Source organism: Gracilibacillus boraciitolerans JCM 21714 (genome assembly GCF_000521485.1).
GTDB lineage: Bacteria > Bacillota > Bacilli > Bacillales > Amphibacillaceae > Gracilibacillus > Gracilibacillus boraciitolerans.
In genome coordinates, this window is the sequence record NZ_BAVS01000018.1 from 18,592 (window position 1) to 43,690 (window position 25,099).

The 25,099-nt window shown below is 36.5% G+C and carries 28 protein-coding genes and 2 pseudogenes; 20 read left to right on the forward strand and 10 right to left on the reverse strand.

Features of this window, described 5'->3' with window-relative positions; genetic code table 11:
• The first annotated feature begins 179 nt into the window (after positions 1 to 179).
• The 3 genes from JCM21714_RS11575 (at position 180) to JCM21714_RS11580 (ending at position 1,329) form a co-directional block, all read left to right on the forward strand.
• Complete coding sequence (locus JCM21714_RS11575; protein WP_035724514.1) at positions 180 to 443, forward strand: phosphocarrier protein HPr; 264 nt, start codon at positions 180 to 182, stop codon at positions 441 to 443.
• Positions 444 to 520: 77 nt separating this feature from the next.
• Positions 521 to 688, forward strand: a complete 168-nt coding sequence (locus tag JCM21714_RS20375; RefSeq protein WP_162833704.1) for a hypothetical protein — start codon at positions 521 to 523, stop codon at positions 686 to 688.
• Positions 689 to 750: 62 nt separating this feature from the next.
• Positions 751 to 1,329, forward strand: a complete 579-nt coding sequence (locus JCM21714_RS11580; RefSeq protein WP_035724517.1) for a superoxide dismutase family protein — start codon at positions 751 to 753, stop codon at positions 1,327 to 1,329.
• A 31-nt stretch (positions 1,330 to 1,360) separates the two neighbouring features.
• On the opposite strand, the gene JCM21714_RS24160 is transcribed toward JCM21714_RS11580, so the two are convergent.
• The 4 genes from JCM21714_RS24160 to JCM21714_RS19845 form a co-directional block, all read right to left on the reverse strand.
• Positions 1,361 to 2,101 (reverse strand): MalY/PatB family protein, encoded by a 741-nt coding sequence (locus tag JCM21714_RS24160; protein WP_369403568.1) that lies wholly within the window; start codon positions 2,099 to 2,101, stop codon positions 1,361 to 1,363.
• 38 nt (positions 2,102 to 2,139) lie between these two features.
• The gene (locus JCM21714_RS24165) at positions 2,140 to 2,448 is read right to left on the reverse strand and encodes an aminotransferase class I/II-fold pyridoxal phosphate-dependent enzyme (RefSeq protein WP_369403562.1); all 309 of its coding nucleotides are present in this window, start codon (positions 2,446 to 2,448) and stop codon (positions 2,140 to 2,142) included.
• Between the two features lie 161 nt (positions 2,449 to 2,609).
• Positions 2,610 to 3,179 (reverse strand): alpha/beta fold hydrolase, encoded by a 570-nt coding sequence (locus JCM21714_RS11590; protein ID WP_084040737.1) that lies wholly within the window; start codon positions 3,177 to 3,179, stop codon positions 2,610 to 2,612.
• Positions 3,180 to 3,225: 46 nt separating this feature from the next.
• Positions 3,226 to 3,426: an alpha/beta fold hydrolase gene (locus tag JCM21714_RS19845; protein ID WP_148295021.1), complete on the reverse strand. Its 201-nt coding sequence runs from the start codon at positions 3,424 to 3,426 to the stop codon at positions 3,226 to 3,228.
• Positions 3,427 to 3,667: 241 nt separating this feature from the next.
• Between JCM21714_RS19845 and JCM21714_RS11595 the strand changes: the two genes are divergently transcribed.
• The gene (locus JCM21714_RS11595; RefSeq protein WP_035724524.1) at positions 3,668 to 4,018 is read left to right on the forward strand and encodes a CvfD/Ygs/GSP13 family RNA-binding post-transcriptional regulator; all 351 of its coding nucleotides are present in this window, start codon (positions 3,668 to 3,670) and stop codon (positions 4,016 to 4,018) included.
• A 60-nt stretch (positions 4,019 to 4,078) separates the two neighbouring features.
• Here JCM21714_RS11595 and JCM21714_RS11600 read toward each other — a convergent pair whose 3' ends face one another.
• Positions 4,079 to 4,276 carry a DUF378 domain-containing protein gene (locus JCM21714_RS11600; protein ID WP_035724526.1) on the reverse strand — a complete coding sequence of 66 codons (198 nt, stop codon included), beginning with the start codon at positions 4,274 to 4,276 and terminating at the stop codon, positions 4,079 to 4,081.
• Positions 4,277 to 4,502: 226 nt separating this feature from the next.
• Here JCM21714_RS11600 and JCM21714_RS11605 point away from each other — a divergent pair, with 226 nt between their 5' ends.
• Together JCM21714_RS11605 and JCM21714_RS11610 are read left to right on the forward strand one after the other, a co-directional pair.
• Entirely contained in the window at positions 4,503 to 5,849 is a 1,347-nt protein-coding gene (locus tag JCM21714_RS11605) for a glucose-6-phosphate isomerase (RefSeq protein WP_035724528.1), read from the forward strand.
• A 172-nt stretch (positions 5,850 to 6,021) separates the two neighbouring features.
• On the forward strand, positions 6,022 to 6,429 hold the full coding sequence (locus JCM21714_RS11610) for a YugN family protein (RefSeq protein ID WP_035724530.1): 408 nt from the start codon (positions 6,022 to 6,024) through the stop codon (positions 6,427 to 6,429).
• A gap of 33 nt (positions 6,430 to 6,462) precedes the next feature.
• Here the strand turns inward: JCM21714_RS11610 and JCM21714_RS11615 are convergent, their stop codons facing one another.
• Complete coding sequence (locus JCM21714_RS11615; RefSeq protein WP_235182801.1) at positions 6,463 to 7,515, reverse strand: potassium channel family protein; 1,053 nt, start codon at positions 7,513 to 7,515, stop codon at positions 6,463 to 6,465.
• Between the two features lie 83 nt (positions 7,516 to 7,598).
• Between JCM21714_RS11615 and JCM21714_RS11620 the strand changes: the two genes are divergently transcribed.
• The gene (locus tag JCM21714_RS11620; RefSeq protein WP_439644460.1) at positions 7,599 to 8,597 is read left to right on the forward strand and encodes a M20/M25/M40 family metallo-hydrolase; all 999 of its coding nucleotides are present in this window, start codon (positions 7,599 to 7,601) and stop codon (positions 8,595 to 8,597) included.
• Positions 8,598 to 9,113: 516 nt separating this feature from the next.
• Here the strand turns inward: JCM21714_RS11620 and JCM21714_RS23085 are convergent.
• From JCM21714_RS23085 to JCM21714_RS11630, 3 genes are all read right to left on the reverse strand, one after another.
• The gene (locus JCM21714_RS23085; RefSeq protein WP_268748351.1) at positions 9,114 to 9,245 is read right to left on the reverse strand and encodes a hypothetical protein; all 132 of its coding nucleotides are present in this window, start codon (positions 9,243 to 9,245) and stop codon (positions 9,114 to 9,116) included.
• 199 nt (positions 9,246 to 9,444) lie between these two features.
• A complete protein-coding gene (locus tag JCM21714_RS11625; protein ID WP_035724539.1) occupies positions 9,445 to 9,834 on the reverse strand; it encodes a PaaI family thioesterase in 390 nt (129 codons plus the stop codon).
• A 51-nt stretch (positions 9,835 to 9,885) separates the two neighbouring features.
• A complete protein-coding gene (locus JCM21714_RS11630) occupies positions 9,886 to 10,830 on the reverse strand; it encodes a 1,4-dihydroxy-2-naphthoate polyprenyltransferase (RefSeq protein WP_035724541.1) in 945 nt (314 codons plus the stop codon).
• 231 nt (positions 10,831 to 11,061) lie between these two features.
• Between JCM21714_RS11630 and JCM21714_RS11635 the strand changes: the two genes are divergently transcribed.
• The 7 genes from JCM21714_RS11635 (at position 11,062) to JCM21714_RS24180 (ending at position 17,318) form a co-directional block, all read left to right on the forward strand.
• Entirely contained in the window at positions 11,062 to 12,459 is a 1,398-nt protein-coding gene (locus JCM21714_RS11635) for an isochorismate synthase (RefSeq protein ID WP_035724544.1), read from the forward strand.
• On the forward strand, positions 12,456 to 14,207 hold the full coding sequence (menD, locus tag JCM21714_RS11640) for a 2-succinyl-5-enolpyruvyl-6-hydroxy-3-cyclohexene-1-carboxylic-acid synthase (RefSeq protein WP_035724546.1): 1,752 nt from the start codon (positions 12,456 to 12,458) through the stop codon (positions 14,205 to 14,207). The genes JCM21714_RS11635 and menD overlap by 4 nt, the downstream gene beginning before the upstream one ends.
• Entirely contained in the window at positions 14,197 to 14,580 is a 384-nt protein-coding gene (locus JCM21714_RS24170; RefSeq protein WP_369403563.1) for an alpha/beta fold hydrolase, read from the forward strand. The genes menD and JCM21714_RS24170 overlap by 11 nt, the downstream gene beginning before the upstream one ends.
• On the forward strand, positions 14,552 to 15,022 hold the full coding sequence (locus tag JCM21714_RS24175) for a hypothetical protein (RefSeq protein ID WP_369403564.1): 471 nt from the start codon (positions 14,552 to 14,554) through the stop codon (positions 15,020 to 15,022). The genes JCM21714_RS24170 and JCM21714_RS24175 overlap by 29 nt, the downstream gene beginning before the upstream one ends.
• Positions 15,000 to 15,818 carry a 1,4-dihydroxy-2-naphthoyl-CoA synthase gene (menB, locus tag JCM21714_RS11650; RefSeq protein ID WP_035724549.1) on the forward strand — a complete coding sequence of 273 codons (819 nt, stop codon included), beginning with the start codon at positions 15,000 to 15,002 and terminating at the stop codon, positions 15,816 to 15,818. The genes JCM21714_RS24175 and menB overlap by 23 nt, the downstream gene beginning before the upstream one ends.
• Before the next feature lie 80 nt (positions 15,819 to 15,898).
• Entirely contained in the window at positions 15,899 to 16,945 is a 1,047-nt protein-coding gene (locus JCM21714_RS11655; protein ID WP_369403565.1) for an AMP-binding protein, read from the forward strand.
• Positions 16,911 to 17,318, forward strand: coding sequence for an AMP-binding enzyme (locus tag JCM21714_RS24180; protein ID WP_369403566.1), 408 nt, complete (start codon positions 16,911 to 16,913; stop codon positions 17,316 to 17,318). Before JCM21714_RS11655 ends, JCM21714_RS24180 begins: the two co-directional genes overlap by 35 nt.
• Positions 17,319 to 17,429: 111 nt before the next feature.
• On the opposite strand, the pseudogene JCM21714_RS11660 reads toward JCM21714_RS24180, so the two are convergent.
• Positions 17,430 to 18,682 (reverse strand): annotated as a pseudogene (locus JCM21714_RS11660) (DNA polymerase IV).
• 215 nt (positions 18,683 to 18,897) lie between these two features.
• Between JCM21714_RS11660 and JCM21714_RS11665 the strand changes: the two are divergent.
• The 6 genes and pseudogenes from JCM21714_RS11665 (at position 18,898) to JCM21714_RS11685 (ending at position 25,084) form a co-directional block, all read left to right on the forward strand.
• Entirely contained in the window at positions 18,898 to 19,734 is an 837-nt protein-coding gene (locus JCM21714_RS11665) for an ABC transporter ATP-binding protein (RefSeq protein ID WP_035724551.1), read from the forward strand.
• A 96-nt stretch (positions 19,735 to 19,830) separates the two neighbouring features.
• Positions 19,831 to 19,962, forward strand: a complete 132-nt coding sequence (locus tag JCM21714_RS23090; RefSeq protein ID WP_268748352.1) for a hypothetical protein — start codon at positions 19,831 to 19,833, stop codon at positions 19,960 to 19,962.
• Between the two features lie 805 nt (positions 19,963 to 20,767).
• Positions 20,768 to 22,072: pseudogene (locus tag JCM21714_RS11670) on the forward strand (IS1380 family transposase).
• Positions 22,073 to 22,363: 291 nt separating this feature from the next.
• Positions 22,364 to 22,969, forward strand: coding sequence for a hypothetical protein (locus JCM21714_RS11675; RefSeq protein ID WP_035724554.1), 606 nt, complete (start codon positions 22,364 to 22,366; stop codon positions 22,967 to 22,969).
• Positions 22,970 to 23,002: 33 nt separating this feature from the next.
• Complete coding sequence (locus tag JCM21714_RS11680) at positions 23,003 to 23,818, forward strand: hypothetical protein (protein ID WP_035724557.1); 816 nt, start codon at positions 23,003 to 23,005, stop codon at positions 23,816 to 23,818.
• A 936-nt stretch (positions 23,819 to 24,754) separates the two neighbouring features.
• Positions 24,755 to 25,084, forward strand: coding sequence for a hypothetical protein (locus JCM21714_RS11685; RefSeq protein WP_035724560.1), 330 nt, complete (start codon positions 24,755 to 24,757; stop codon positions 25,082 to 25,084).
• Positions 25,085 to 25,099 lie beyond the last annotated feature (15 nt).

Genomic DNA, 25,099 nt, shown 5'->3' on the forward strand with positions numbered 1-25,099 from the left:
GAAAGTATCATAATAAAAAATGAAATACAAATGGTATCCTTTCCATAGTTAACGGAAATTATTTTTTTTAGTTTCTTAAATGATCTTTATCGTATATAATAGATTTAGTTAGCCCTTTCACAAGTTTGGGGAATTAGTTGAGAGTTAAGTGATGATCGATTGATAAGGAGGAATTTTTTATGAAAGAACAGTCATTTACTATTGAAAGTGACACAGGTATTCACGCACGACCAGCAACATTATTGGTGAATAAAGCTGGGCAATATGAATCACATGTAGAATTACATTATAACGGTAAAACGGTAAACTTAAAATCCATCATGGGTGTTATGTCATTGGGAGTTCCAAAAGGAGCAGAAATTCGCATTACAGTTGATGGTAATGATGAAGATCAAGCGCTTGAAGGAATTGGAGAAACGATTGAAGAACATCTAGGTAAATAGTAAAAAAGCTAGTTTTATACTAGCTTTTTTTATGTTATAATAACTCCTTAGAAAAATAAAAGGGAAGTGTCTTGACAATGATGGAATTTCTTTATTTCCCAGAAGATAAATCACTATATATTCCAGCGATTATTAGTCTTCTCATATTTGTAATTGGTGCATTTGTAACGATGTATTTTATTCAAAAGGCATCGAAAAAGGAACAAGAAAAATGGGACGAACAATATAAGAATCATAAAGATTGATTAACTTTACTTATCTTTGACCATACTAGTGATGGAAAAGATAAGAGGAGTCGATCATCCCTATGAAATGGAAATTAAAAGGTATATTTTTCGTTTTTCTGCTTTTTATAGTTGGGTGCCAGGAAGAGGAACGGTCTCCATTAGAAGTTCGCTTATATAATGCAGATAAGGATGCAGTGGGAACAGCAAATTTTAAGGAACAAGAAGATAAGGTTACTGTTCAAATTAAAGTCGAAGGATTAGAATCCGGTTTACATGGTGTTCATATCCATGAATATGCTAAGTGTGAGGGTCCAGAATTTCAATCCGCTGGCAATCATTTTAATCCTGAGGGAAAAGAGCACGGACTTATGCATCCAGACGGCGCTCATATGGGTGATATGCCTAATCTTGAGATAAATGCCGATGGAACAGCTGACGTTGAGTTTGAATTGCCAGGTGTAACCTTAATGGACGGTGAGAAGTCCTTGCTACGTGAAGACGGTACATCTATTGTTATTCATGCTGGACAGGATGATGGAGTTTCTCAGCCTTCTGGAGACGCTGGCGAAAGAGTGGTATGTGGTGTTATTTCTCTAAATGATTCTACTAATGAAGAACAACCAACAGACCCTACAGAATCGAATGAAAAGAAAGAGTAAGCCGAAGCTTACTCTTTTTATTACAAAAAAGTTATTTATTGCTATCTCTTCTATCTAAGGCAGAAATAATTCGATTTGTTCCATCTTTTACTAATTCAAGTGGGCAAGCAATATTCATCCGCATAAAACCGGTACCTTCTTCACCAAAAGATGCACCATCATTTAATCCGACTTTTGCTTCCTTCTCTAAAAAAATTTTCAGTTGCTCTTGGGATAGATTTAATGCTCTAAAATCAAACCATAATAAATAGGTTCCTTCTGCTTTAAAAACATTTACGTCCTTGCGATTAGCAAACTGATTGATTACATAATTCATATTTTCTTCTAACTGTTCCATTAATTTAACTAGCCAGTCTTTACCCTCTAGATATGCAGCTTCTAATGCTGTAATCCCCCCCATTGTATTCAAGATATGCAATCCTTGTTTATGAAAGGTTTTTTCTAATGCTTCACGCTTTTGTTTGTCGTTAACAATAGCATAAGAAACTTGTAATCCTGCTAAGTTGAATGTTTTGGTAGGGGACATACATGTTATGATATTGTCGGTCATACTCGGATCTAACTTGGCAATTGGTATATGTTTGTTTGGAGCAAATACAAGATCAGCGTGAATTTCATCTGAGAGTATTAACACATTATACTGCTTACATAGTGCAACTATTTCTGCTAATTCTGTTTCTGTCCAAACTCTTCCAATCGGATTATGTGGATTACAAAGTATAAAGGCTTTTACCCCTTGCTTCAGTTGATTTTCAAAATCTTTAAAGTCAATTTTATATTTATCACCGTCTAATACAAGCTGATTTTTGACTAATTCGCGATCATGTTTTTTATAATATCATAAAAAGGTGGGTACACAGGGGGGGTTTGAATCAGAACTTTATCACCAACCTCTGTGAAGGTTTGCATCGCCATATGTAATGTAACAATTACACCAGGACTATAGACAATGGATGAACTCTTCACATCCCAATCATGTTTGTAAGACAACCAGTTTGTTATGGTATCCTGAAGAGCATTATCCGTAAAAGTGTAACCAAAAATCCCATGCTTGGCACGTTCTGTTAATGCTTGTGTAACAGCAGGTGGCGTTTGGAAGTCCATATCCGCTACCCACATTGGTAACACATCCTCAGCCCCGTATAATGTTTTAACAAGATCCCACTTAACCGCTCTTGTATTTTTCTGTTGATTTGTTTATTAAATGAAAAATCCATTGTTTCACTCCTTGATCCAAATTCATTACTTCTATCTAACCATATCGAAGAACAGAAAAAAGATTAATGCTTGATGTTCATTAGTCTTTGCGCGATATAATATGGTGCTTCCTCTGAAATTAAATGACCGGTATAATCCAAAATGGTTAGTGTGGAATCAGATAAAAAGCGGATTAACTCATATCCGATTTCATGAGGAATAATTTCGTCATATTTCCCCCCCCAAATTACAGTAGACGGTGTCTGAATTGTTTGTAATTCATCTTCTGATAGATCACCTTGATGATCATTTAAAATCTTGATAAGACAAGGGTATATTCTTTTGTCTAAAAAAGGTTCCTTGTAATGCTTTAGCATATCCTTCGTAATAAAGTGATCATGATACATAGATTGTCTAAGCATTTCATAAACACCTTTTCTTTTTAGTAACTGATGTGCAATTAAAGGGGGGGATAATCGATTGTGATAAATGAACCGAGAAAAAAGTGGTGATTTCTTCATAAAGCTTGAAGGTGATAATAAAAATAAATGTTCTACCTGGTTTGGATAATGAAAAGCATATCGTAAAGCAATTTGGCCTCCCATAGAGTGACCAATAATTGTTATATTTTTTATCGATAAACTTTCTAATATAAAAAAATACTCTCAACTGTATGATCATAGGAAAATAAGCAAGTATTTATTTTGTCGCTTTTTCCAAATGGGGGGGAATATCGATGGCGATTAATTGATAATCTTTTTGTAATAAAGGTATTAAATGCCGGTAGCAATAAGTGGAAGCCAAAAAACCATGGAGCAGTAAAAGAGAAGGTTTAGTGGGGGGGTTTTTGTATAGACTGTAATGAATATGGTGCCCTTGATAGCTAATCATGGAGTTCATATGCTATACCTCACTTTTAAAAAAATGAGCAAAGCGACTAGTTGCTTTGCTCTCCAGGGGGGGGAATACGAGAAAGTCTTACATATTTATATATTGCCCGTTTTTAATATTTTTAAACCTGTATTTATCAAATCAATAATTTTGAGTTTTTTTTGCTATTTTTATTACTTATATGCTAATATTACTTATTGTTTAAACCACTAAAATAATTGGAATTAAAACGGTCAGAGGAGTTGGAATAATGTCAGAAATATTTCAAAAAGGGGATGTCGTGGAAGGAATCGTTACGGGTGTGCAGCCTTATGGTGCTTTTGTTTCGATCAGTGATGACGTACAAGGTTTGGTTCATATATCGGAAGTGAAAAATGGATTTGTGAAGGATATAACAGATCATGTACAGCAGGGAGATAAAGTAAAAGTAAAAATCATCGAAGTAAAGGATGACGATAATAAGTATGCTTTATCTATACGTGCTTTAGAAGATGAAGAAAAGCAACCTAAAAACGAAAATGTGATCGCAGATAAAGAGGGAGAACATGGATTTAGCACGTTAGAGGTCAAGCTGAAGGAATGGATTAAACAGTCAGAATGAATAAAAGAAACCAACAACAAATTGTTGGTTTCTTTTATTCGAGCTATGTTCTATGATATGTTATTTTTCGTTTGAATTAAAAAGGAATGTAATGCTATATAATCCTGCAATACCTACGATTGTATATATAACTCTAGCAAATGCTCCTTCCTGACTGCCTCCACCAAATAGGGTTGCAACTAAATCAAATTGAAAAAGGCCAATTAACAACCAATTAATCGCACCAACAATAATCAGAACTAATGCTAATTTTTTCATATAGAACGATCTCCTTTCTTCTATAAAATTTTCATGTCAAAGGTTCATTTTTATTTTGCGGTTTAAATAAAAAAATATGCATAATATAAAAAATTTTTTTGTATAATATCCAGAAATTTTTCCTAAATTCAGAAGGTTTTAAAAAATCTAACGCTTCAATGCTTGATTTACGAGACAGTATTCGTTACATTTAAATAGAGATAAAAATATTGGAGGTTAGAAAAACATGACACATGTACGCTTTGATTATGGAAAAGCCCTAACTTTTTTTGGTGAACATGAATTAGATTATCTAAAAGCGCCAGTGAAGCTAGCCCACGAAATGTTACATAATAAAACAGGTGCAGGAAATGAATTTTTGGGATGGATCGATCTACCAACAAATTATGACAAAGAAGAGTTTTCGCGTATTAAAAAAGCAGCAGATAAAATCAAATCAGATTCTGACGTACTGTTAGTGTCAGGTATTGGCGGGTCATATTTAGGAGCTCGTGCTGCAATTGAAATGTTAAATCATTCCTTTTACAATGAATTATCAAAGGAACAACGGAAGACACCACAAGTATTTTTCGTTGGAAATAGTATAAGTGCTACTTATATTAACGATTTGTTTGACGTACTAAAAGATAAAGATGTATCTGTTAATGTTATTTCTAAAAGTGGAACGACTACGGAACCTGCGATCGCTTTCCGTATTTTCAAAAAATTATTAGAAGAAAAATATGGTGTCGAAGAAGCAAAAAGTCGTATCTATGCAACCACCGATAAAGAAAAAGGTGCACTAAAGACCTTAGCAAACGAAGAGGGCTATGAAAGCTTTGTTATCCCTGATGATGTTGGTGGCCGTTATTCAGTACTTACCGCGGTAGGTTTATTACCAATTGCTGTTAGTGGTATTGATATCGATGAAATGATGCAAGGTGCACAAAAGGCGCAAGAAGAATTATCAGAATCAGATCTAGATAAAAACCCAGCTTATCAATATGCAGCAGTGCGTAATGTCCTTTATAACAAAGGGAAAACGATTGAGATGCTTATCAATTATGAACCAGCACTTGAATATTTCTCTGAATGGTGGAAACAGCTTTATGGAGAAAGTGAAGGAAAAGATTATAAAGGAATTTATCCTTCCTCTGCTAATTTCTCGACAGATCTTCATTCATTAGGCCAGTATGTACAAGAAGGTCGTCGTGATATTTTTGAAACGGTTCTTCATGTGGAAGAACCAAAATCAAATATCACGATTGAGAAAGAAGATCAAGATCTTGATGGTTTAAATTACTTAGCAGGAAAAACATTAGATTTTGTAAATGAAAAAGCATATCAAGGTACATTACTTGCACATACAGATGGACAGGTACCAAACTTGCTCATCCATTTACCAAAACTTGATGCATATACATTTGGCTATATCGCCTATTTCTTCGAAAAATCAGTTGCGATCAGTGGATATTTGTTAGGTGTAAATCCATTCGATCAACCGGGTGTAGAAGCATATAAGACAAACATGTTTGCTCTCTTAGGCAAACCAGGTTTTGAAGAAGAAAAAGCAAAATTAGAAAAACGTCTATAATCGAGCGAAAACCTCTCATTCTTTATTGAATGAGAGGTTTTTAGATTTATAAATTAACTAGTAGATACTGATTGCGAAAGAATTACTTTTATTTTTAGATATATTGTAATCAGTTTTTTACATACATGAATTTTGTTTGGGTATCCTAAATCAAAAAGGGGGGGTGAATGTTTTGTACGAATTAGATTCTACTATTGAAAAAAAGGTGTTTCCATATCAACAAGTAAAAGGCGTGGTCGAAAAAGAAGGATTCTCATTAGGTGGTGCTTGGGAGTATGATCATGGCTATTTTGATTATAAATTAGCGACAGACGATGGTTATCACTTTCTTAGAGTGCCTTTTCACTCCATTAAAGGAGAAATTGAAAATGAAAATGCTGTGATTAAACTGAATAAGCCATATATTTTGACCCACCGTTACCAGGATGATGTAGATGCTTATGCAGAAAGTAGTGTCATGCAAGCCTCCTTTAACCAGTTTCAATCACCGGTAGAAAAAGATGCCAATATCCCGACTCCATATATCGAAAAAGGGAAAATTGTATTAAAAAACCTGGAAACATTATTAAATCAGCTATAAAACAGATAAAGTATGTAATTGTCTTTTTTACAGCTACTCCGCCATTGCTTTTAAATAAATAAGTTTATCATCTTTTTGAGTTTTTAAAGAAAAGGAAGGATGCAGAATCATTTCTCCTTCTCGGATAAGGCCAATTAGCCACTTCCCATCATGTAAGTAATGCTGGGCACAATAATAAAATTCATGCTCAAGTAAATGATCGTCAATCAATTTCGTGCAGAATTGTTGTTCTTCCAATGTCTTTGCTATAATATCTATAATCTGGATATCTTTCTGAAAAAGCGACTGATATAATAAAGAACTCATAAAATTATTGGAGCGAAGTATAACATTGGATCCAGCCCTAATTGCATTTTTCCGTTGCACTTCAGTCAGTATTTCAGAGATAATGTGAACATTCGAATTGTTTCCGCGGGCAGCGATAATATTAAGTATTGTTTGACGATCAGCTTCTTCCTCTGTTAAAGAAGGATCTGCGGTGATAATAATGAATGTTGCTTGTTCGATATTTGCCTTTTTTAGTATCTCATCTGATGTTGGTTGCCCATGAATAAAATGTATGCGATGATTCTGATAGGATACTTTGTTTAACGTATGATCAATCAATACGGTATCAGTTTGTAAGTGGTGCTCTTTGAACATTTGGATCAGTTGCTTTGTCCGTTCATTCCAGCCGATTAGAATTGTGTGATTGGACCCTTTATAGGATATTTTGCCTTCTGTTAAATTTTTTTCGTGCTTTATTGTGCCTGCAGATACGGTGGCCATATAAAAAGTTACTAAGCCGCCACCTGCCAAAATTAATAAAATACCAACGAACTTTCCAACAAAACTTAAAGGAACATAGTCACCGTAGCCGACTGTTGAGCCAGTCACAAATGCCCACCAAATCCCGTCAAATGTAGTTGGGAAATGATTCGGTTCTATAATATGTATAAGATATCCAAACAGTAACATTAAGAGACAAACACTAAATAACAATCGAAGAAAGATAGGCAAATGAAAATAAAATTGAGTCCATTTATTCCAGATCATGGTATCACCTTTTTTACCTTTAGTGTTTACAATTTTTGAAAACTTATTCAATATATTTACGAGGAGTGATTAATGTGGAAAAAGATAGTATCGCGTTTTTACAGGAATTATTACATACTCCTTCACCATCAAGTATGGAAATGGATATTCAAAAGAAATGGATGAAATATGTAGCGCCATATGCAGATGAAATTCGTAGCGATCATGCAGGTAATGTGATTGCAGTTGTGAATGAGGACGCAGATTTCCATTTGCTATTAGCTGGTCATTGCGACGAAGTGGCTTTTGTCGTTAATCGCATCGACGAGAATGGATTCGTGTTTATAGAAAAAATGGGTGGAATTAATCCAAAAGCTGCTGTCGGCATGAAAGTGGAAATATTAGGACATGTGCGTAATATCAACGGAGTAATCGGTGTAAACGCACAACATCATGGTGGTATAAAAGGTGACTTTGATGTTGAAGATTTATTTATAGATTGTGGGGCTGCTTCAAAAGCAGAGCTTGAAGAGGATATTCAGATTGGAGATTTAGTTGTCTATCGACGAACTTCAGAAATTCTAAAAGATCGCTTTATTTCTGGAAGAGGATTGGATAATCGTACCGGTTCATTTATTGTTGCAGAAGTAATGAAACGTTTAAAAGAGAAACATATCAATATTGGTGTTTATGGTGTTAGCACAGTCAATGAGGAAACGAACATGGGCGGAGCATATTTTGCAGCTGCAGGATTAAAACCAGACGCAGCATTGGCATTGGATGTAACATTTGCTACTGATTATCCCTCTGTGGATAAGCGTAAACATGGTGATGTTCGTTTAGATGGTGGGCCTGTCTTAGCAAAAGGAGCACCGATTAACCGGAAATTAAATCAATTATTAGAAGCGACAGCAAAAAAACTAGAGATGAAACTGCAATATGAATTAACTCCAAGACATACGGGTACAGATGCTGACAAAATGCGCCTGACAGGTAAAGGGGTACCGGTAAGTTTGGTTTCCTTGCCGTTACGCTATATGCATTCCCCAGTTGAGACCGCAAGTTTACAGGATACGGAAGAAGAAATCCAACTATTAGTGGAGTTTATTACAAATATGACCGGAAACGAAAGTCTAAATCCATTGGATGATTAAATAAGGATGACAGAATGGACCAGTAAGATTAAAAGAAGCTGATATATCTATTATTTTCCACCGCATATCTTAATGATGAATACAAGGAAGAGACATATTCTTAGCCTGTTGTGGTAATTATGAAATGATTTGATTGCTTAACAATCGCTTCGGCTTGCCCGCTTCCCTTTCCACGGATTTTCTCCTTAGCTAACTTTGGCAAGCCAAAGTGGATCTTCGGATAAAAACATCCCGTAGGAGTTAAAGCGGACGCTACGCAAAGTAGAAGCTACAACTTTAGTAAGAAATAGCAGTTTTGTTTTTATCAGCTGTAATAAATTATCCGACATTTGATCTAAAAAGTTTCTAACGTCACTATTTATTGCATAAAATCTCTAATAGAAATGTTGTGGATTTCACGCAAATATTCATTATTAAATGAAATCTTTAGTGTTTTGTAAAAGGATTTTATGTTATAAGAAGTTATTGCATGAAATCTTAGATATGTAATGATATCATTTTATGCAATAACGGGTTTTACTTGGTTTGTAGCGTAATATCATAGCGCAGGCCGCCCGCATTCACTCCTGTGGGAATTTTTTCTCTGAAGATCCACTTTTCTAAGCGATCTTTGCTTGGAAAAGTTAGCTGAAGGGAAAACCCCCCCACGGAAAGGGAAGCGGGCAGCCGGAGCGGCTGTTTAGCACTTCATATAATACAAAATGGTTACTAGGATTATTGCGTATAATCTTTCTATTATGTAGTTAAAAAATCCGAATGATAACAAATTCCTCGCAGAATTTGCATATCATTCGGATTCTATTTTTATTAAGTAACTTTAGTTCTTGCTTCCTTTAAAGCACTTTAACTAGTGTTTCTTTTTATCAACTATTCCAAGGGTGCAACGGGATATGGCAATTAATTGGTTGTTTTCATCAACTATATTTATGTTCCATACCATTGTCTTTTTCCCAATATGAATTGGGGTCGCCTGAGCAGTGATAGTGCCATCTTTTTTTGCCTGGAGATGATTGCAATTAATCTCTATTCCTACAATGTTTTGGAAAATAGGATCCACATGCTGCAATCCACCAATACTTGCAGCCGTTTCTGCTAAGGCAACAGTAGCCCCCCCGCCATGTAAATATCCCATCGGCTGTTTTACTGATCCTGAAATCGGCATTTCCACTATAATTAATTCTTTTGTCTGTTGCTTTACGGTCATTTGCAAGGCATCCATTAGAGTATGATCTGACATATAAGAACCTCCAATTTATCATTGCCAAACATTATTTAAGATAAGTTTGACTTATAATGTTAACGGAAATAGAATTTGCAGAAGGAGAGAAATGCCAATCAATCCGCCGTAAAAAGTGTTCGTTTTAGCTGTTGCTATCATCGCTGGAATCATTCCTACATTGGTAGTATTTTCTTGGAAAGTTCTTACGGCTTCGCGAGCTTTAGGTATACTTAATAAACTAATAATACTATAAATAGGTAATAGTCCACCGATAATAAAAGCTGCTGTTAAAGCATAGCTTGTCAGCATTAAGCTTGATAACAAAATGATTGCTTTATTATGTCCTAACAGGATAGCAATTGTTTTTCGGCCATTCTCTTTATCGCCATCAAGGTCTCGAATATTATTTGCGAGTAAAATACATCCAATGAAAATAGCAATCGGAATGGATATAACAAGAACTTGCCATGTTATTGTTAACGTCTGGATATAATAACTGATTGCAATGATCACTGTCCCCATTAAGAAACCGGAAAATAATTCGCCGAATGGTGTATAGGCAATTGGGATCGGTCCGCCAGTGTACAAATAGCCGATTAACATACAAACGAGACCAATGACTGCAATCCACCAGTTGGAGGCGAAACATATATATATACCGAGCAGTGCTGCGATACCATATAAAATAAAGGCTAATTTCTTAATAACATTTGGCTTTACACCATCACGTACGATAGTGCCACCAATACCTACAGAATTTTCATTGTCTAAGCCTCTGACATAATCATAATATTCATTAAACATGTTTGTTGCTGCTTGTATTATCATCGCAGCAATTAACATGGCGATAAATAATAAAGGCCGAAAGCTATTATCTAATATTGCAAGCATTGTGCCAACGAATACAGGTATAAATGAGGCGGTTAAGGTATGTGGCCTTAATAATCTCCACCACACATGAAAGCCGGGTCTTTCATTTAAATGGTTTGCTGTTTTTTCTGTTTTATTTTCCATGTGTAAAAAATCTCCTTGATAAAAATTAAGTAACATTATAATTTTAGTGAATACTTAAATATGTGTCAAACTATTATATCAAACATTATACAGCACCAAAGATAAGTTTTTTGTTATACTATGAAAGGGAATATAACTATTAGCATATGTTATAACCTTTAAAAATATTTGAAATTATAATATAATGAATAGCGTTTATGAGAAATGCCCTATTATATTGGAGGGTTACCAATGATTGAAACAAAGGATTTAAATATAGATGGTGTGTTACATGCAGCACAGAAACAGTCAGTAGATAAGGCTACACCAACCTTTGTAAGTGTTACAGAGCAAATTACATGGATCGATCCTATCCATTTCTTTCAGGCTGGGCAACAACTGCAGGAAAATCGTATATTTTGGTCAAGCTCAGATCAATCAACACAGTTTGTTGGCATTGGAGATAGTATTCTTTTTCAAAATAAGGATGCTTCTTATCAAATGTTAAAGAAAGAATGGGAGCAGGCATTAAATAATAGCTGGATAGATAATCGATTTGATCAATACAAAACAGGTCCTATTGCGTTTGGTGGCTTTCCCTTTGATCCTAAAGAAAAGGTGAACGAACTGTGGAATGGTTTTGAGGGTAGTCAATTTCGTGTGCCAACCTTTTTACTTACTGTGGAAAACGATAAAGCATTTTTAACGACAACTATCTATGTGGAAGAAGATAGTCATATTGATGAACTTTCTGCAGATTTGATTACAAAAAGGCACCAACTGTTACATGCACCAAATACTTCTTTTCAGAATAATACGATCGTTTTGAAACATGAAGTTGATCCTTTACAATGGAAGGGATTAGTCGCTAAAGCAACAGATACGATTGAGCGCGAAGAGGTAAATAAAATTGTCTTGGCAAGAGAACTCCAAGTTGAATTTGATGATGATTGTGATATTGGACAAGTTTTAACAACATTAAAACATACGCAAAATCACAGCTTTATTTTCGCATGGGAAAAAGATAATGTCTGCTTTATTGGAGCTACTCCAGAGCGACTGGTAAAAGTAGATAATCAACAATTGTTTTCTACTTGTTTGGCTGGTACTGCGCCAAGAGGAACTACAATAGAGGAAGATAAATGGTATGGTCAGCAATTACTAAATGACCAAAAGAATCGGGATGAGCATCAGTTTGTTGTTGATATGATAAAAAATGCTGTACATTCCTGTGCCAAATATGTAGATATTCCAAACGAACCTATTTTATATCCGTTGAAAAATCTGCAGCATTTATATACACCTGTAGAAGCTGAACTTGATAAAGGATACACGTTATTAGACGTAGTTGAGAAATTACATCCGACACCGGCATTGTGTGGCTTTCCGCGTGAAAGCTCTTTAGCATTTATTCGGGAATTTGAGCTTTTAGAACGAGGCTGGTATGGTGCTCCTATTGGCTGGTTTGATCAGCATTTTAACGGGGGGGAATTTGCTGTAGCAATCCGATCGGCATTAATTTCTGATATGAAAGCATCCTTGTTTGCAGGTTGCGGTGTCGTAAAAGAATCCGATCCGGACATTGAATATCAGGAAACAAATATTAAGTTTACCCCCCCTATGTTACAGGCGCTTGGAGGATCTTTATGAGTCATATTTCATCTTTAACAAAGTATGTCGGCAATTTTGTTGACCAATTATATCAAAGTGGTGTGCGTCATATTGTTATTTCGCCTGGATCCAGATCGACGCCACTTTCTTTAACTTTTGCGGAGTATAATCGATTTCAGATCTGGGTGGATATTGATGAACGATCGGCAGGATTTTTTGGATTAGGAATAGCAAAAGAAACAAAAGAAGCTGTTGTGCTTGTATGTTCTTCTGGTACGGCTGCTGCAAATTACTTTCCTGCGATTATTGAAGCGTATTATAGTCGGACACCGTTAATTGTATTAACTGCTGATCGTCCACATGAATTACGGGATGTTGGCGCTCCACAAGCAATAGATCAGATTAAGCTATATGGGAACTATGTGAATTGGTTTCATGAAATGGCATTACCCGAAGAGACGGATCATGTCCTGCAATACGTACGGAATCATGCCGACCGGGCAGTGAAAAAGTCAACAGATCTTGTAAAAGGACCTGTTCATCTTAATTTTCCTTTTCGTGAACCATTAATTCCTGATTTTAGTCTAAGTGATATTTGGGGGGGAGAAGATTCTCGATTTTTAATGCATTACCGTGCAAATGATACACGACTCGATAAGCATACTTTAGCTGATATTTATGAAAAGCTGCGCAGCAAACAAAAAGGTATGATCGTATGTGGGCCACATGATTCTCCAGTGCTGGCAAAACATATTCTCCTGTTAGCAGAAGCATGGAATATACCGGTGCTCGCTGATCCCTTATCCTTATTAAGAGATATCAGGGGGGGAAATGAGACAGTAATAGAAAGTTATGATAGTATCCTGAAATCCAGTAAAGTTCGCGACAGGCTTGAAGTGGACTTTATTTTGCGATTCGGAGCAATGCCAGTATCGAAATCGTTTCTGCAATTAGTACAGGAAAGAAATATCGAGCAATTTATCGTGGATGAAGAGATCAGTTACCGTAATCCATCGATTAATGGGGGGGCACATTATATATATGGTGAGCCTATTGCTATTGCTGATCAGTTAACACAGCTGCCATTATCTTTTGATTTAAACTGGTTAGCATTTTGGCAGGATTTAAATCGAGAAACGAAGGATATTCTAAGAAGCGATCAGTCGCTTCTAACAGAAGGAACAGCGGTTCAAGGGATTCAATCTTCTATTCCAATCAAAAGTACACTTTTTGTCGGAAATAGTATGCCAATCCGGGATGTCGATACATTTTGGTTTACTAGTGATAAAGAAGTAACGATTGTAGCAAATCGTGGTGCTAATGGAATTGATGGTATCTTGTCAACTGCCTTAGGTACAGCGGCAACAGGCAAGCATGTTACCCTATTGGTTGGGGATATTTCATTTTTACACAGTATCAACGGCTTATTAATGACTCAAAACTATGACTTTAATCTCACGATTGTGTTGATTAATAATCAAGGTGGCGGTATTTTTTCTTTTCTTCCACAGGCAAAAGAAGATAATTCTCATTATGAATTATTATTTGGAACGCCACAAAATATATCAATGGAAAAAGTTGCCGCACTATATGAGATTGAATTTGAGTTGGTCACAGATTGGACGCAATATCAGGAAGCATTAAACCGAAGTTATCAGAATGGTGGAGTGTCGCTGATTGAAGTGCAGACAGTTCGTAATGAAAATGTTAGTTGGCATCAGTCAAAATGGCAAGAGGTCGAAAAGAATACGTTAACTGTTTTGGAGGAAACTAGAGATGTACGTTAAGACAAACAGTGGCGATTACTGGGTAGAGTGTCATGGGACTGGAAAACCGATAGTATTTTTTCATGGATTTACTGGCTCTGCTCAGACATGGCTGCCGTTGCTTTCCTTTTTTAAAAATAATGAATGTATTCTGATTGATTTACCTGGTCATGGTCAGACAAAAGCACTCGTGGAATCTATGGAGGATTGCTGCTGTGATCTGTATTCGATTCTTGAACAGTTGGATATAGATAAAGTGGATGTGATTGGATATTCGATGGGTGGACGAACCGCTCTTTCTTTTGCTTGCTATTACCCGGAATTGATCCGTACCTTAACATTAGAAAGTGCTTCCCCCAGGGTTAATGAACGAGAAAGAGCGTCAGGAACGTAAGGAAAAAGATCAACAATTAATTGACTTTATTTTAAGCCATCCATTAGAATCGTTTATAGATAAGTGGGAGAACATTCCGTTATTTGAGTCACAGAAACAACTTTCTGCTCAGAAACGATCGGCAATAAGGGAAGAACGTTTGCACCAAAACAGAAATGGATTGGCCGCTTCGTTACAAGCAATGGGCACAGGTGTAATGCCATCATGGTGGAACCAGCTTTCCATTCTGAATTTTCCTGTCTTATTGATAGCCGGTGAATGGGATCATAAGTTTGTTTCGATTAGCAAAAAAATGAATGACTACTTGCCAAATAGTAGAATAGAAGTGATATCTGAGGCTGGGCATGCAATTCATGTGGAACAATTAAAAAAATTTGGTACAATAGTAGAGGAATTTATAAATCAGAGGAGGTCATCTTATGACAATAGAGTGGGTAAGTGAACGTACGTATGAAGATGTTTTATATGAAACCTATGATGGCATAGCCAAAATAACGATTAATCGTCCAGAGGTGCGAAATGCGTTTCGTCCGAAAACAGTGAATGAATTAATTGACGCTTTTACATATGCTCGTGATGATTCAAAAATTGGAGTTGTTGTGCTTGCAGGGGCAGGCGATAAAGCATTTTGTTCCGGTGGAGACCAAAAGGTTCGTGGCCATGGTGGCTATGTAGGTGAAGATGAAATACCTCGTCTAAATGTGTTAGATTTACAACGTTTAATTCGTGTGATTCCAAAGCCAGTCGTTGCGATGGTTTCCGGTTATGCCATTGGTGGCGGACATGTCCTGCATGTTGTGTGTGATTTAACGATTGCTGCAGACAATGCTATTTTTGGCCAAACCGGACCTAAAGTTGGCAGTTTTGATGCTGGATATGGTGCAGGTTTATTGGCACGGATCGTCGGTCACAAGAAGGCTCGGGAAATTTGGTTTTTATGCCGTCAGTACAATGCGCAGGAAGCTTTGGATATGGGCTTAGTCAATACGGTAGTCCCATTGGATCAATTAGAGGAAGAGACGGTACAATGGTGTCAGGAAATGTTAGAAAAATCACCAACAGCACTTCGCTTCTTAAAAGCATCTTTTAATGCTGATACAGATGGACTAGCAGGTTTACAGCAAATGGGCGGGGATGCAACATTGCTTTATTATACAACAGATGAAGCAAAAGAAGGTCGCGATGCGTTTAAGGAAAAACGCAAACCAGACTTTAAACAATTCCCACGTTTTCCTTAATATTACTTTTAAATAAAACCATGTTCCTCTTAAGCGGAAACATGGTTTTATTCTTATATTTCTTGATAGAGGTGAAAAATATGGAACATTGGCTAAATAAGCGGGCTAGCTTAACGCCTAATCAGATAGCGCTTGAAATGGAAGAAGAATCCTATACATTTTATCAACTGCAGCAAAAAGTAAAAACATTTGCAGGACAATTAGGTCGTTTTCAGATAAAAGGACATATAGGAATCCTTTCTGATAATTCCTCTGAGATGGTGATTGCCTTTTGGGCCTGTACGTATTTACAGCTCCCTGTGGTATTTCTAAATACGAGGTTAGCTATATCAGAATGGCAGCAACAATGCACAGATGCCGATGTCGAATGGATCCTAACATCATCTCGATATCTGGACCACGCAGAACATCTGAATCTAACCGTAAAAACTTTTTTTGAAGTGAAGAAGTTATCGGTTTATGAGCCTGCGTCTGTAGATGAGATAGATTTGCATCGTGTTTGTTCGATGATGTTTACCTCTGGAACTACCGGCAGAGCAAAGGCAGTACAGCATACATTTGACAATCACTGGTCAAGTGCAGTAGCCTCTTCATTGAATTTAGGTCTGTTATCTAATGATAAATGGTTAGCTTGTCTGCCGCTATTCCATATTGGAGGTTTATCTATTTTAATAAAGAGCGTAATTTATGGAATGCCTGTGTATTTATTAGAAAAATTTGATACAGAGAAAGTACATAAAGCGATTATGGAAGACGATGTGACGATACTTTCCGTTGTTGCAGTTACCTGTTCACGTCTGCTCGAGCGATTAGACGAAGGGCAATACCCGGCTTCTTTTCGGTGTATGTTATTAGGAGGAGGACCAGCTCCGAAACCATTATTGGAAAAGGCGCAAGCGAAACAAGTGCCGATTGTGCAAACATATGGAATGACAGAAACCTGCTCACAAATTGCTACATTAAATGAGCAGGATGCTTTAAGAAAACAAGGTTCTGCCGGAAAGTCACTTTTTTCCGCATCATTAAAAATTATCGGCGAAAATGGAGAATGTGGCGCCGGCCAAATTGGGGAAATCATCGTAAGGGGGCCCTATGGTATCGCCTGGCTATTACCATCAGACTACTGAAAACACGGATGAATGGCTGCACACTGGAGACTTGGGTTATCTCGATGAAGAGGGTTTTCTTTATGTGGTGGATCGTCGGAGTGATCTAATTATTTCTGGTGGTGAGAATATTTATCCTGCTGAAATTGAAGAAGTACTGCTGACTCTGGATGGTATAATCGAAGCAGGTGTGACGGGCAGGGAGGATAGCAAGTGGGGGGGGCAGGTTCCTGTTGCCTATGTTGTGCAAAAGGATAAAGAGTTAACGGCTGAGGATATTAAGAATTATTGCAGCGAACATTTAGGCAAATATAAAGTGCCGAAATCCATTTATTTTAGAGATCAGCTCCCGCGAAATGCTACCAATAAGTTGCAACGTCATAAACTAATATAATGGCATTCGAACTATACTGATTTTTCACGAGAATAATTATTTTCCCCCCGTGATCTTCATGTATTTATCCCGTCGAGAGCAACCGATATTTCGTGAGAAGAACAGCTTGGCTTAAGCATAGTGTCCGCCAATTTTTTTGCTTCTTTCTATCGTAATTCCTGCTTCCGTATAACTACTTGCCCGTAAAAGAGACGTAGAACCATACTTTGTGCGAATGGCATCCATGACGTAACCAATATCCTTCTTTTTTGGCTGGTCGTCAAATAGATTTAATTGGGTTTCCATATCATCATAAAGATTGTTTAAAGATATCGAGACACGTCTTATTTTGCTGTGACGATTATAAAATTGGTGGAATAACTGTAAGCATACCTGATAAACATCCATGGTAACATTGGTTGGTAAATGGAGAGAAGAGGAGCGATGGAAGCCTCCACTATTATCAGCGTAAGCTATACCTAAGTGAATCGTTCTGCCAGCTCTTCTGTGAGTTCGTGCCCGTCGGCATACTTCTTCAGTTAAATCGAGCATACAGGTTAATGTCTCTTCTGCCGTATAATCTCGTAATAAGGTAATTCCATGGCCAAATCCCTTTTGTTCTTCTTTTTTGCCATAAGAATCATAAACCGGGCTTAAATCGATTCCCCAGCATGCCAATATAATTGTTCTCCAATCACGCCAAATCGTTTCTTTAAGCGGTCTAAGCGATAATTAGCTAATTGCCCTAAATAAATAATACCCATTCGATTTAAATGAACCGTTAAACGGTGGCCGATACCCCAGATTTTTTCAATTGGAACTGGCCATAATAAGCGCTCTACATCCTGATAGCGGCAAATCGCGATACCTGTTTTTTTAGCATATAAGTCCATTACAACCTTAGCGAGGAATTTATTATCTCCAATTCCAATCGCACAAGTCAGCCCCCCCATCGTGTCATAAATTTCTTCCTTAATCATTTGAGCGATCTCTTCTGGATTTCCGTATAAAGGTTCTAATCCATCTACGGTGATCCACATTTCATCAACGGAGTATGGATGGATGGCTTCTTTTGGTACATATTGATGTAGTAAACGTGTGATCTCCACGGATACTCGCACATAATCTCCCATTTTGGCTTCTGCGACTTGAATGTTTGGATCATTTGGCAATTCAAAATATCTACTTACATTTTTAACACCATGGCGCTGTTTTAATGCTGGAGAGGCGGCAAGAATAATACTACCTGAACGGTTTTTGTCACCAACCACTGCTAACATGGTTGTCATAGGATCTAAGCCGCGCTTTACACACTCAATACTGGCATAAAAGGAACGCATATCAATACAAAGCACTTCGTGGGTAGGATAGGTATGATAATTCATTGTTCAAACTCCTTGCAGAACTTTTGTTCGGTTATTTTAGTATAGACGAAAAAGATGTGAAAGAAAAGTGTCAAAATATAGTAACTAATTGAGAGAGATTATCATACTCATTGACTTTCCTGCTAAAAGCTAATAAACTAGAAGAATAATCATTCGAAAAAAGAAAAAATTACAATGCCCGACTTGGAATAGTGTGAATAAGGGAGAGGTTCCGCATGGAAACACTAGTAACAAAAAACCTAACACTTGGTTATGGCGATGACATAATTATAGATGATTTAGATATTACAATACCTAAAGGTGAGATTACTGTATTTATTGGTGGAAATGGCTGTGGAAAATCAACATTATTACGGTCTTTAGCTCGTTTGTTGAAACCAAAACATGGTGATGTTGTATTAAATGGCGAAGATATTTCCAGGGTACCTACTAAAGAAGTTGCTAAACAATTAGCAATTTTACCACAAAGTCCTATTAGTCCAGATGGATTAACGGTAGAAGACCTTGTAAAACAAGGTAGACATCCTTATAAAACAATGTTTAATCGTTGGTCTGAAGCCGATGAGAAAGCAGTTGTGGAAGCGTTAGATTCAACAAATATGACCGCATTAAAAGATCGGGAAGTTGATTCTTTATCTGGCGGCCAACGTCAGCGCGCATGGATTGCGATGACGTTAGCACAAGGAACAGACACAATATTATTAGATGAGCCTACTACTTATTTGGATATGACGCATCAAATTGACATTTTAGATTTATTGTTTGAATTGAATGAAAAACATGGCAGTACGATTGTCATGGTACTACATGATTTGAATTTAGCTTGTCGTTATGCGCATCATATTGTTGCGATTAAAGATAAAGAAGTATATGCCCAAGGGAAACCAGAGGAAATCATAAACTGTGGCCTTGTACATGAAGTTTTTCAAATGAAAGCAGATGTACTGTATGATCCTATGTTCGGTACACCGATGTGTATCCCGCATGGCAGAGGACGATGTTTAATTAAAGAAGCTGTGGAAGAATCGAAGCAAGAACAGTTAAGTAGTTAGTTCAAAAAGAGACTGAGATAAAGTGATTTGATATAAGTAAAAGCCGAACGATAAGAATTTATTATCGTTCGGCTTTTTTATAAGGTAGAAGCTCCAATGAAATTCATTGATGAGATACATGCTTACCAAGGGAAATTTAATTATGAAGAACTCCATGGGAGTTTACTGATTGGTGGAGGCGTAAAGGCACGGCATACGAAGAAGGTATTGATGATAAGACAAAAGTAGAAAGATTATTAATGGAAGTTCAGAGGTTAGAAAAGGAAAACGATACATTAAGAAAAGAGAAAACACTTCTTGAACTTGATTTGGGCATTAGCCGTTTGATTGATTCACTGAGTGCCCCTGCAGAATGAATCTAGTAGGGGGGGCACTAAAAAACAAAAGTGTACATTTTATCATTGACATTTATAGTATCTTTATAGTATTGGGAACAGTTAAAAAAAATATGGATTGAAGAAGCCAAGGATGAGAATTTCGTAAGAGGTCTTAAAAATGTAAGACACTAGATTAGCTTTTTTTGAGAAAAGAAAGAGAATACGGAACTGGGCAATGGTAAATGTCTGACTGGAAGGAATTTAAGGAGTTGATCGATAGACGTCTACCTATCTGCTATCGAAAACTATTATATTTTTGTGATTCACCCGAGAGAAGAAACAACGGAAGAACAAGGCACTTACGATCTATCAAAACGCACTGGTTATAACTGGTTGGAAGATTTCTCAGAAGGAATCAAACATGAACGCGCCTAAAAATAACCGATAGGGACCGAAAAAACAGAGGCCTTTAATGAAAGGAGTTTCAAGAATAATAGATATTCCAAAAGGATATTACCCCCCCTCTGAGATCATATCCTCCATCGTATCAATAGAATGCTATTCCTGAATTATTCATAAAAATATTCGATAACATCGAGAGCGCTTATCTTCCAAGCTATTCAGCCAAATTAGTTATGAATCAAGTAAATGAAAAAAGAATCCATTTCTGATAGAGTTAAAGTGCAAACAAATAACCAACAGAAAGGATTCTTATAATGGCTACTTTACCGCAAATAAAGCTTGATTTCAATCATCAGATTAAATTGTCTACTAATGGAGGTTCCTTTCTTCTGATACGGGTGAATTTTTCTTTAGAGAATTCGATGAAAAAATTGGTTTCTCCGAAACATTGGCTCAGCACCTAAATCTGAAAGACAATAGACGTTATTATTTTCATTTGAATGAAAATTTGCTACAACAAAAAATTTATTAAATGATCGCTGGATATGCCGAGGATGACGCTACGGATCAATTGACGGACGATCCTGTGTGCACGGAAATCATTGGAACCGATGCGTTGGCTTCTCAACCCAGCTTATCTCGTTTTTTTGAACGGTTTGATCCGTCATCCATCGACCAATTAAATAGCGCCAACCAAGAGCTTATAGATTAAGTACATCAAACCAGAGAATCGGATGCACTTATCTTTGATTTGGATTTTACACATTCCGATACCTATGGAGATCAATAATCCACAACTTATAATGCCCATTATGGAACCGTCGGCTTCCATCCATTAGTTGCCTTTGATGGCGTAACAGGCGACTTTCTAAAAGCTAAGCTACGTCCGGGAAACGTTGATACCTCCAACGGTGTCGTGGATTTTAGTCAACCACTTATTGAACGTTACAACGAGAAGTTTCCGGAGACTACGCCATTTCTTCGTGGTCGCCGTCTCGGTTTTGTATGATTTGTGCAAAAATGAATCGGTTTATTATGTTATTCGCCTCAAATCGAATGCAAATCTGCAACGGATTGCAGATGAACTCCATCCTTCATTCATACCAACGGATGTTACAAAGACGGAATGTTATTACGAAGAAACCTCCTATCAAGCGAACTCCTGGTCTAAACCTAGAAAAGTGATCATAAAATCCGTACGCCCGGCAGGTGAAATGTTCTTTAACCATTCTTTTATCGTGACAAATTTGGTAGATGCCTTTTCTCCCAAGGACATTGTCCTTGCTTATCAGAAAAGAGGTACGATGGAGAACTACATCAAGGAAGCAAAGAATGGTTTTGATCTCGAAAGAATGAATAGTCATTCTTTCCAGGTAAATGAGGTAAGAATGATGTTGAGTCTGTTGGCTTATAACTTAACGAATTGGATGCGTACACTTTGTTTTCCAGAAGAACAAAAGAACATGCAATTCCAAACCATACGAACAAGAATCATCAAAGTCGCCAGCAAATTAGTGAAGTCAGGACGATCCTTTTACTTTAAATTATCGTCGAGTTTCGTGTATCAAAATTTCTTCTGGAATGTACTTGAACGGATCCAAAACCTTAAACTGGAATAAACCATCCTAATACAAGTTTTTTAATCCTTCATGTCAGACCAAGGGAGTAGTATGTCCAAAAACCAGTTGATTTCAGCGCTTCCGGCTTTACATCGTCGTAATCATTAAAAATACTACCCCATTTTGTAAGGAAAGCGAAAAATACTTAGCTTTGATTTCAATTCATTCTTTAACTTGGAAGTATGAATAATTCAGACTATTTTATGAATTCAAACAAAAAAGGTATGGATAAAATTATAATATTATGGTAATATTTTCTAGTAATCTAATATTTTTAAGGAGTAGATAATATTGAAAAGAATCACTAAAAAGTTAGTATCTACAAGTTTGGCGTTGACATTGGGCTTCACACTCTTGCTTCCTCAGGTTGGGTTAGCTTATAGTTCAGAGGATGACGAAGAATATGAGGAAGAAGCGCATAGTGAATTAGGGGAAGCTTTCCAATTTGAAGGGGAATTATCTCCAGAAGAAGAACCTCAAATGGGAATTCAGTGTATTGCGTGTGTGGGAGGAGTTTTCACAACTGTTAAAGTTAATTCTGGTCCTACAAAAGTGTCCAAGAAATTCGTCAAATATTTGACTAGTTCTTGGTCATACTCAGACAGATACACATGGTCAAAAACAAATTCAGCAAGTTCAACAATTAGTACTGATGTTGGATTGAACGCGAAAGATATTTCTGCGAAGCTTGGCGTTTCACATACTGTATCATCATCCTATGGCACAACAGTCTCTATTCCAGCGTCCAAAAGTAAACTTAGTAAATTAGCTTTTTATGGTGACTATAATAAAAGAGGGGTAACAGTAACTAAAAGAGTAGGAACTACCACTTCTAAGAAAACTGGAACTCACTATGCACCAAGAAAAGACACATATTTATTAGTAGCGTATAAGTAATTAATTTACAATAAAGTTGAGGGGGGGACATAAATGAAAAGAAAAAATCTTACTTTGCTAGTAGCGGTAATTTTAGCTTTATCTGCTTTAATAGTTATTGTATTATTGTCGATCAATAACATGTCCACGGACGAAGATGTTACAACTTCGTCAAAACCTGAGGATCTCAATTTCGCAGATAATTACATTAGTTATATCCTAGAAGAAGAGGAAACTATGAGATTTAATCTTTTTGGTGCACAAGATGTAAGTACCGATGGTCCCTCTTTTCTTGACTCTGTTGATTTTATTTCACTTAATAATGAAAATATAGATATTATCGATTATGAGATTAGTCAAGGCGATGTTTTTGACAATCATCAATTATTTAATATCCTTATTGATGTACAACTCGATAGTGATGAGCTAGAAGAGACAACTAAGCTTACCATCCATTATGATCAACTAAGTGATGCTGTATTTACATTTGGCACATTAATTTTGAAAAATGATAAAGGTTTTAATCAACTAGAACTTGATGTAACTGGTGAAAATACACTTGCATCTCCTCATCCAGAGCTTGAAGTAAATTTAAGTAACCAAACATCTGATACCATAGAACTTGCCAAGATATATGATTTAGCTAATCATTTTGTGTTTGAATTTGAAGGTGATAATCAAATAGTAGGTAATGCAACCGAAAGTTTTAATATTCCGGAGTTCAAAGAAATGGAGCAACATGATTTTTATACGATTACTCCTATTGTTGAGTATGTAAGTAACGATGAAACCAATCATTATTACATGCCTGGAGTAGTATTTGGTGTAATGGATACTGGCGAAGATAAGATGAAAAAAATTTTAGATTAAGAAAAGTGCAGTTTTTTAATGAATGGCTGTCTTACTGTAATTAAGCCTTGCGATTTGTACTTTATCTTAAAAAGAGTGGTGGCCAAACTGATTTTCGTTTGCCACCACTCTTTTTTTGAGCCGGTAGGTGAAAAAGGAAATTGACCTTGATCTTAGCCTCGAAGAGCACACACTTTTGTAAAAAGTATAGTGTGTTTTATACTTCACATCATGCAGTGCTAAATTGAGAGGAAAGGGTTTGTCGCCATGAGTACTGTGGGAATGGAGTGCGATCAATAGCATTTGTATATTCCATTTTTTCTAAATATAAAGAATGGCTTATTAAGTACACCCTTTTTCACCATAATTTCATAGAAGATTCAGTAGCCTTAAGTTATTGTGTGAAGCAATTCTTGATATATATGTGAAATTCTAAGAAAAACAGAGTTATCAAGAGAATACGTTAGTATATAGAGGGAGTATATGACCATTGGTATTACGGCATTTTGGTATCCAATTTCCGTTTTAGATGTGAAATAAATTAAGATTTAGTTGACTGGTTATATTATTTATTATGAGAGTAATCGTGTGCAAGGAAATCGCTCCGGATGCACACTTCCCTGTCCGTGGCGTTTTTCCTTCAGCTAACTTTTTCGAGCACAAACCGCTCAAAAAAGTTAGCTGAAGACACGCCCCCCCTTGGAAAGCGAAGTGGGCAAGCCGAAGCGGTGATATTACGGTTTATATAATTTGGAATTTTTACATAATAGTTAGAGCACAGTACCTGTGTTAATAATATGGACCGGGCGGGCTTTCCCGGTATTTCTTATAAGCGAATCCTTATGATTTATAATTGTATATTCCGTACGACAGGCATTAGGATTTACTATCACATAATAATTAGCGTGCATGTATCCACTCATTTTACATACAATACCTTTGAAGAGGTGAATAATAATGGAAAAGAAAACATACTACGTAAATATCGGATCACAAGAAATATCCCAAATCCCATATGGTGCAAATACCGAATATACAATAGAAGCAACGGATGAAGAAGTATTTCTGTTACGAGAAAAATTCAACGAAATACATGAAGATGATTTTGGTACCTACATTCGCGCTCATATTCCCTATGTACAGTATCATGATGATCGTGATAATGATAAATATGATAATGATTTACAAGAAGCCCTTCAGATGATTTATAAATTGGCAAATCAAGAGACGAAACAAGCTATGGAAGAATCGAATATTGGACAAGAAAAAAATAATGAAACTATTTAGTAAAAAAAAAACGTC

Coding starts and splice junctions, on each gene's coding strand:
- JCM21714_RS11575 (WP_035724514.1), top strand. CDS start 180: ATGAAAGAACAGTCATTTACTATTGAAAGTGACACAGGTATTCACGCA.
- JCM21714_RS20375 (WP_162833704.1), top strand. CDS start 521: ATGATGGAATTTCTTTATTTCCCAGAAGATAAATCACTATATATTCCA.
- JCM21714_RS11580 (WP_035724517.1), top strand. CDS start 751: ATGAAATGGAAATTAAAAGGTATATTTTTCGTTTTTCTGCTTTTTATA.
- JCM21714_RS24165 (WP_369403562.1), bottom strand. CDS start 2,448: ATGTGGGTAGCGGATATGGACTTCCAAACGCCACCTGCTGTTACACAA.
- JCM21714_RS19845 (WP_148295021.1), bottom strand. CDS start 3,426: ATGAACTCCATGATTAGCTATCAAGGGCACCATATTCATTACAGTCTA.
- JCM21714_RS11595 (WP_035724524.1), top strand. CDS start 3,668: ATGTCAGAAATATTTCAAAAAGGGGATGTCGTGGAAGGAATCGTTACG.
- JCM21714_RS11600 (WP_035724526.1), bottom strand. CDS start 4,276: ATGAAAAAATTAGCATTAGTTCTGATTATTGTTGGTGCGATTAATTGG.
- JCM21714_RS11605 (WP_035724528.1), top strand. CDS start 4,503: ATGACACATGTACGCTTTGATTATGGAAAAGCCCTAACTTTTTTTGGT.
- JCM21714_RS11620 (WP_439644460.1), top strand. CDS start 7,599: ATGGAAATGGATATTCAAAAGAAATGGATGAAATATGTAGCGCCATAT.
- JCM21714_RS11625 (WP_035724539.1), bottom strand. CDS start 9,834: ATGTCAGATCATACTCTAATGGATGCCTTGCAAATGACCGTAAAGCAA.
- JCM21714_RS11630 (WP_035724541.1), bottom strand. CDS start 10,830: ATGGAAAATAAAACAGAAAAAACAGCAAACCATTTAAATGAAAGACCC.
- JCM21714_RS11635 (WP_035724544.1), top strand. CDS start 11,062: ATGATTGAAACAAAGGATTTAAATATAGATGGTGTGTTACATGCAGCA.
- menD (WP_035724546.1), top strand. CDS start 12,456: ATGAGTCATATTTCATCTTTAACAAAGTATGTCGGCAATTTTGTTGAC.
- JCM21714_RS24170 (WP_369403563.1), top strand. CDS start 14,197: ATGTACGTTAAGACAAACAGTGGCGATTACTGGGTAGAGTGTCATGGG.
- JCM21714_RS24175 (WP_369403564.1), top strand. CDS start 14,552: ATGAACGAGAAAGAGCGTCAGGAACGTAAGGAAAAAGATCAACAATTA.
- menB (WP_035724549.1), top strand. CDS start 15,000: ATGACAATAGAGTGGGTAAGTGAACGTACGTATGAAGATGTTTTATAT.
- JCM21714_RS11655 (WP_369403565.1), top strand. CDS start 15,899: ATGGAACATTGGCTAAATAAGCGGGCTAGCTTAACGCCTAATCAGATA.
- JCM21714_RS24180 (WP_369403566.1), top strand. CDS start 16,911: ATGGTATCGCCTGGCTATTACCATCAGACTACTGAAAACACGGATGAA.
- JCM21714_RS11665 (WP_035724551.1), top strand. CDS start 18,898: ATGGAAACACTAGTAACAAAAAACCTAACACTTGGTTATGGCGATGAC.
- JCM21714_RS23090 (WP_268748352.1), top strand. CDS start 19,831: ATGAAATTCATTGATGAGATACATGCTTACCAAGGGAAATTTAATTAT.
- JCM21714_RS11680 (WP_035724557.1), top strand. CDS start 23,003: ATGAAAAGAAAAAATCTTACTTTGCTAGTAGCGGTAATTTTAGCTTTA.
- JCM21714_RS11685 (WP_035724560.1), top strand. CDS start 24,755: ATGGAAAAGAAAACATACTACGTAAATATCGGATCACAAGAAATATCC.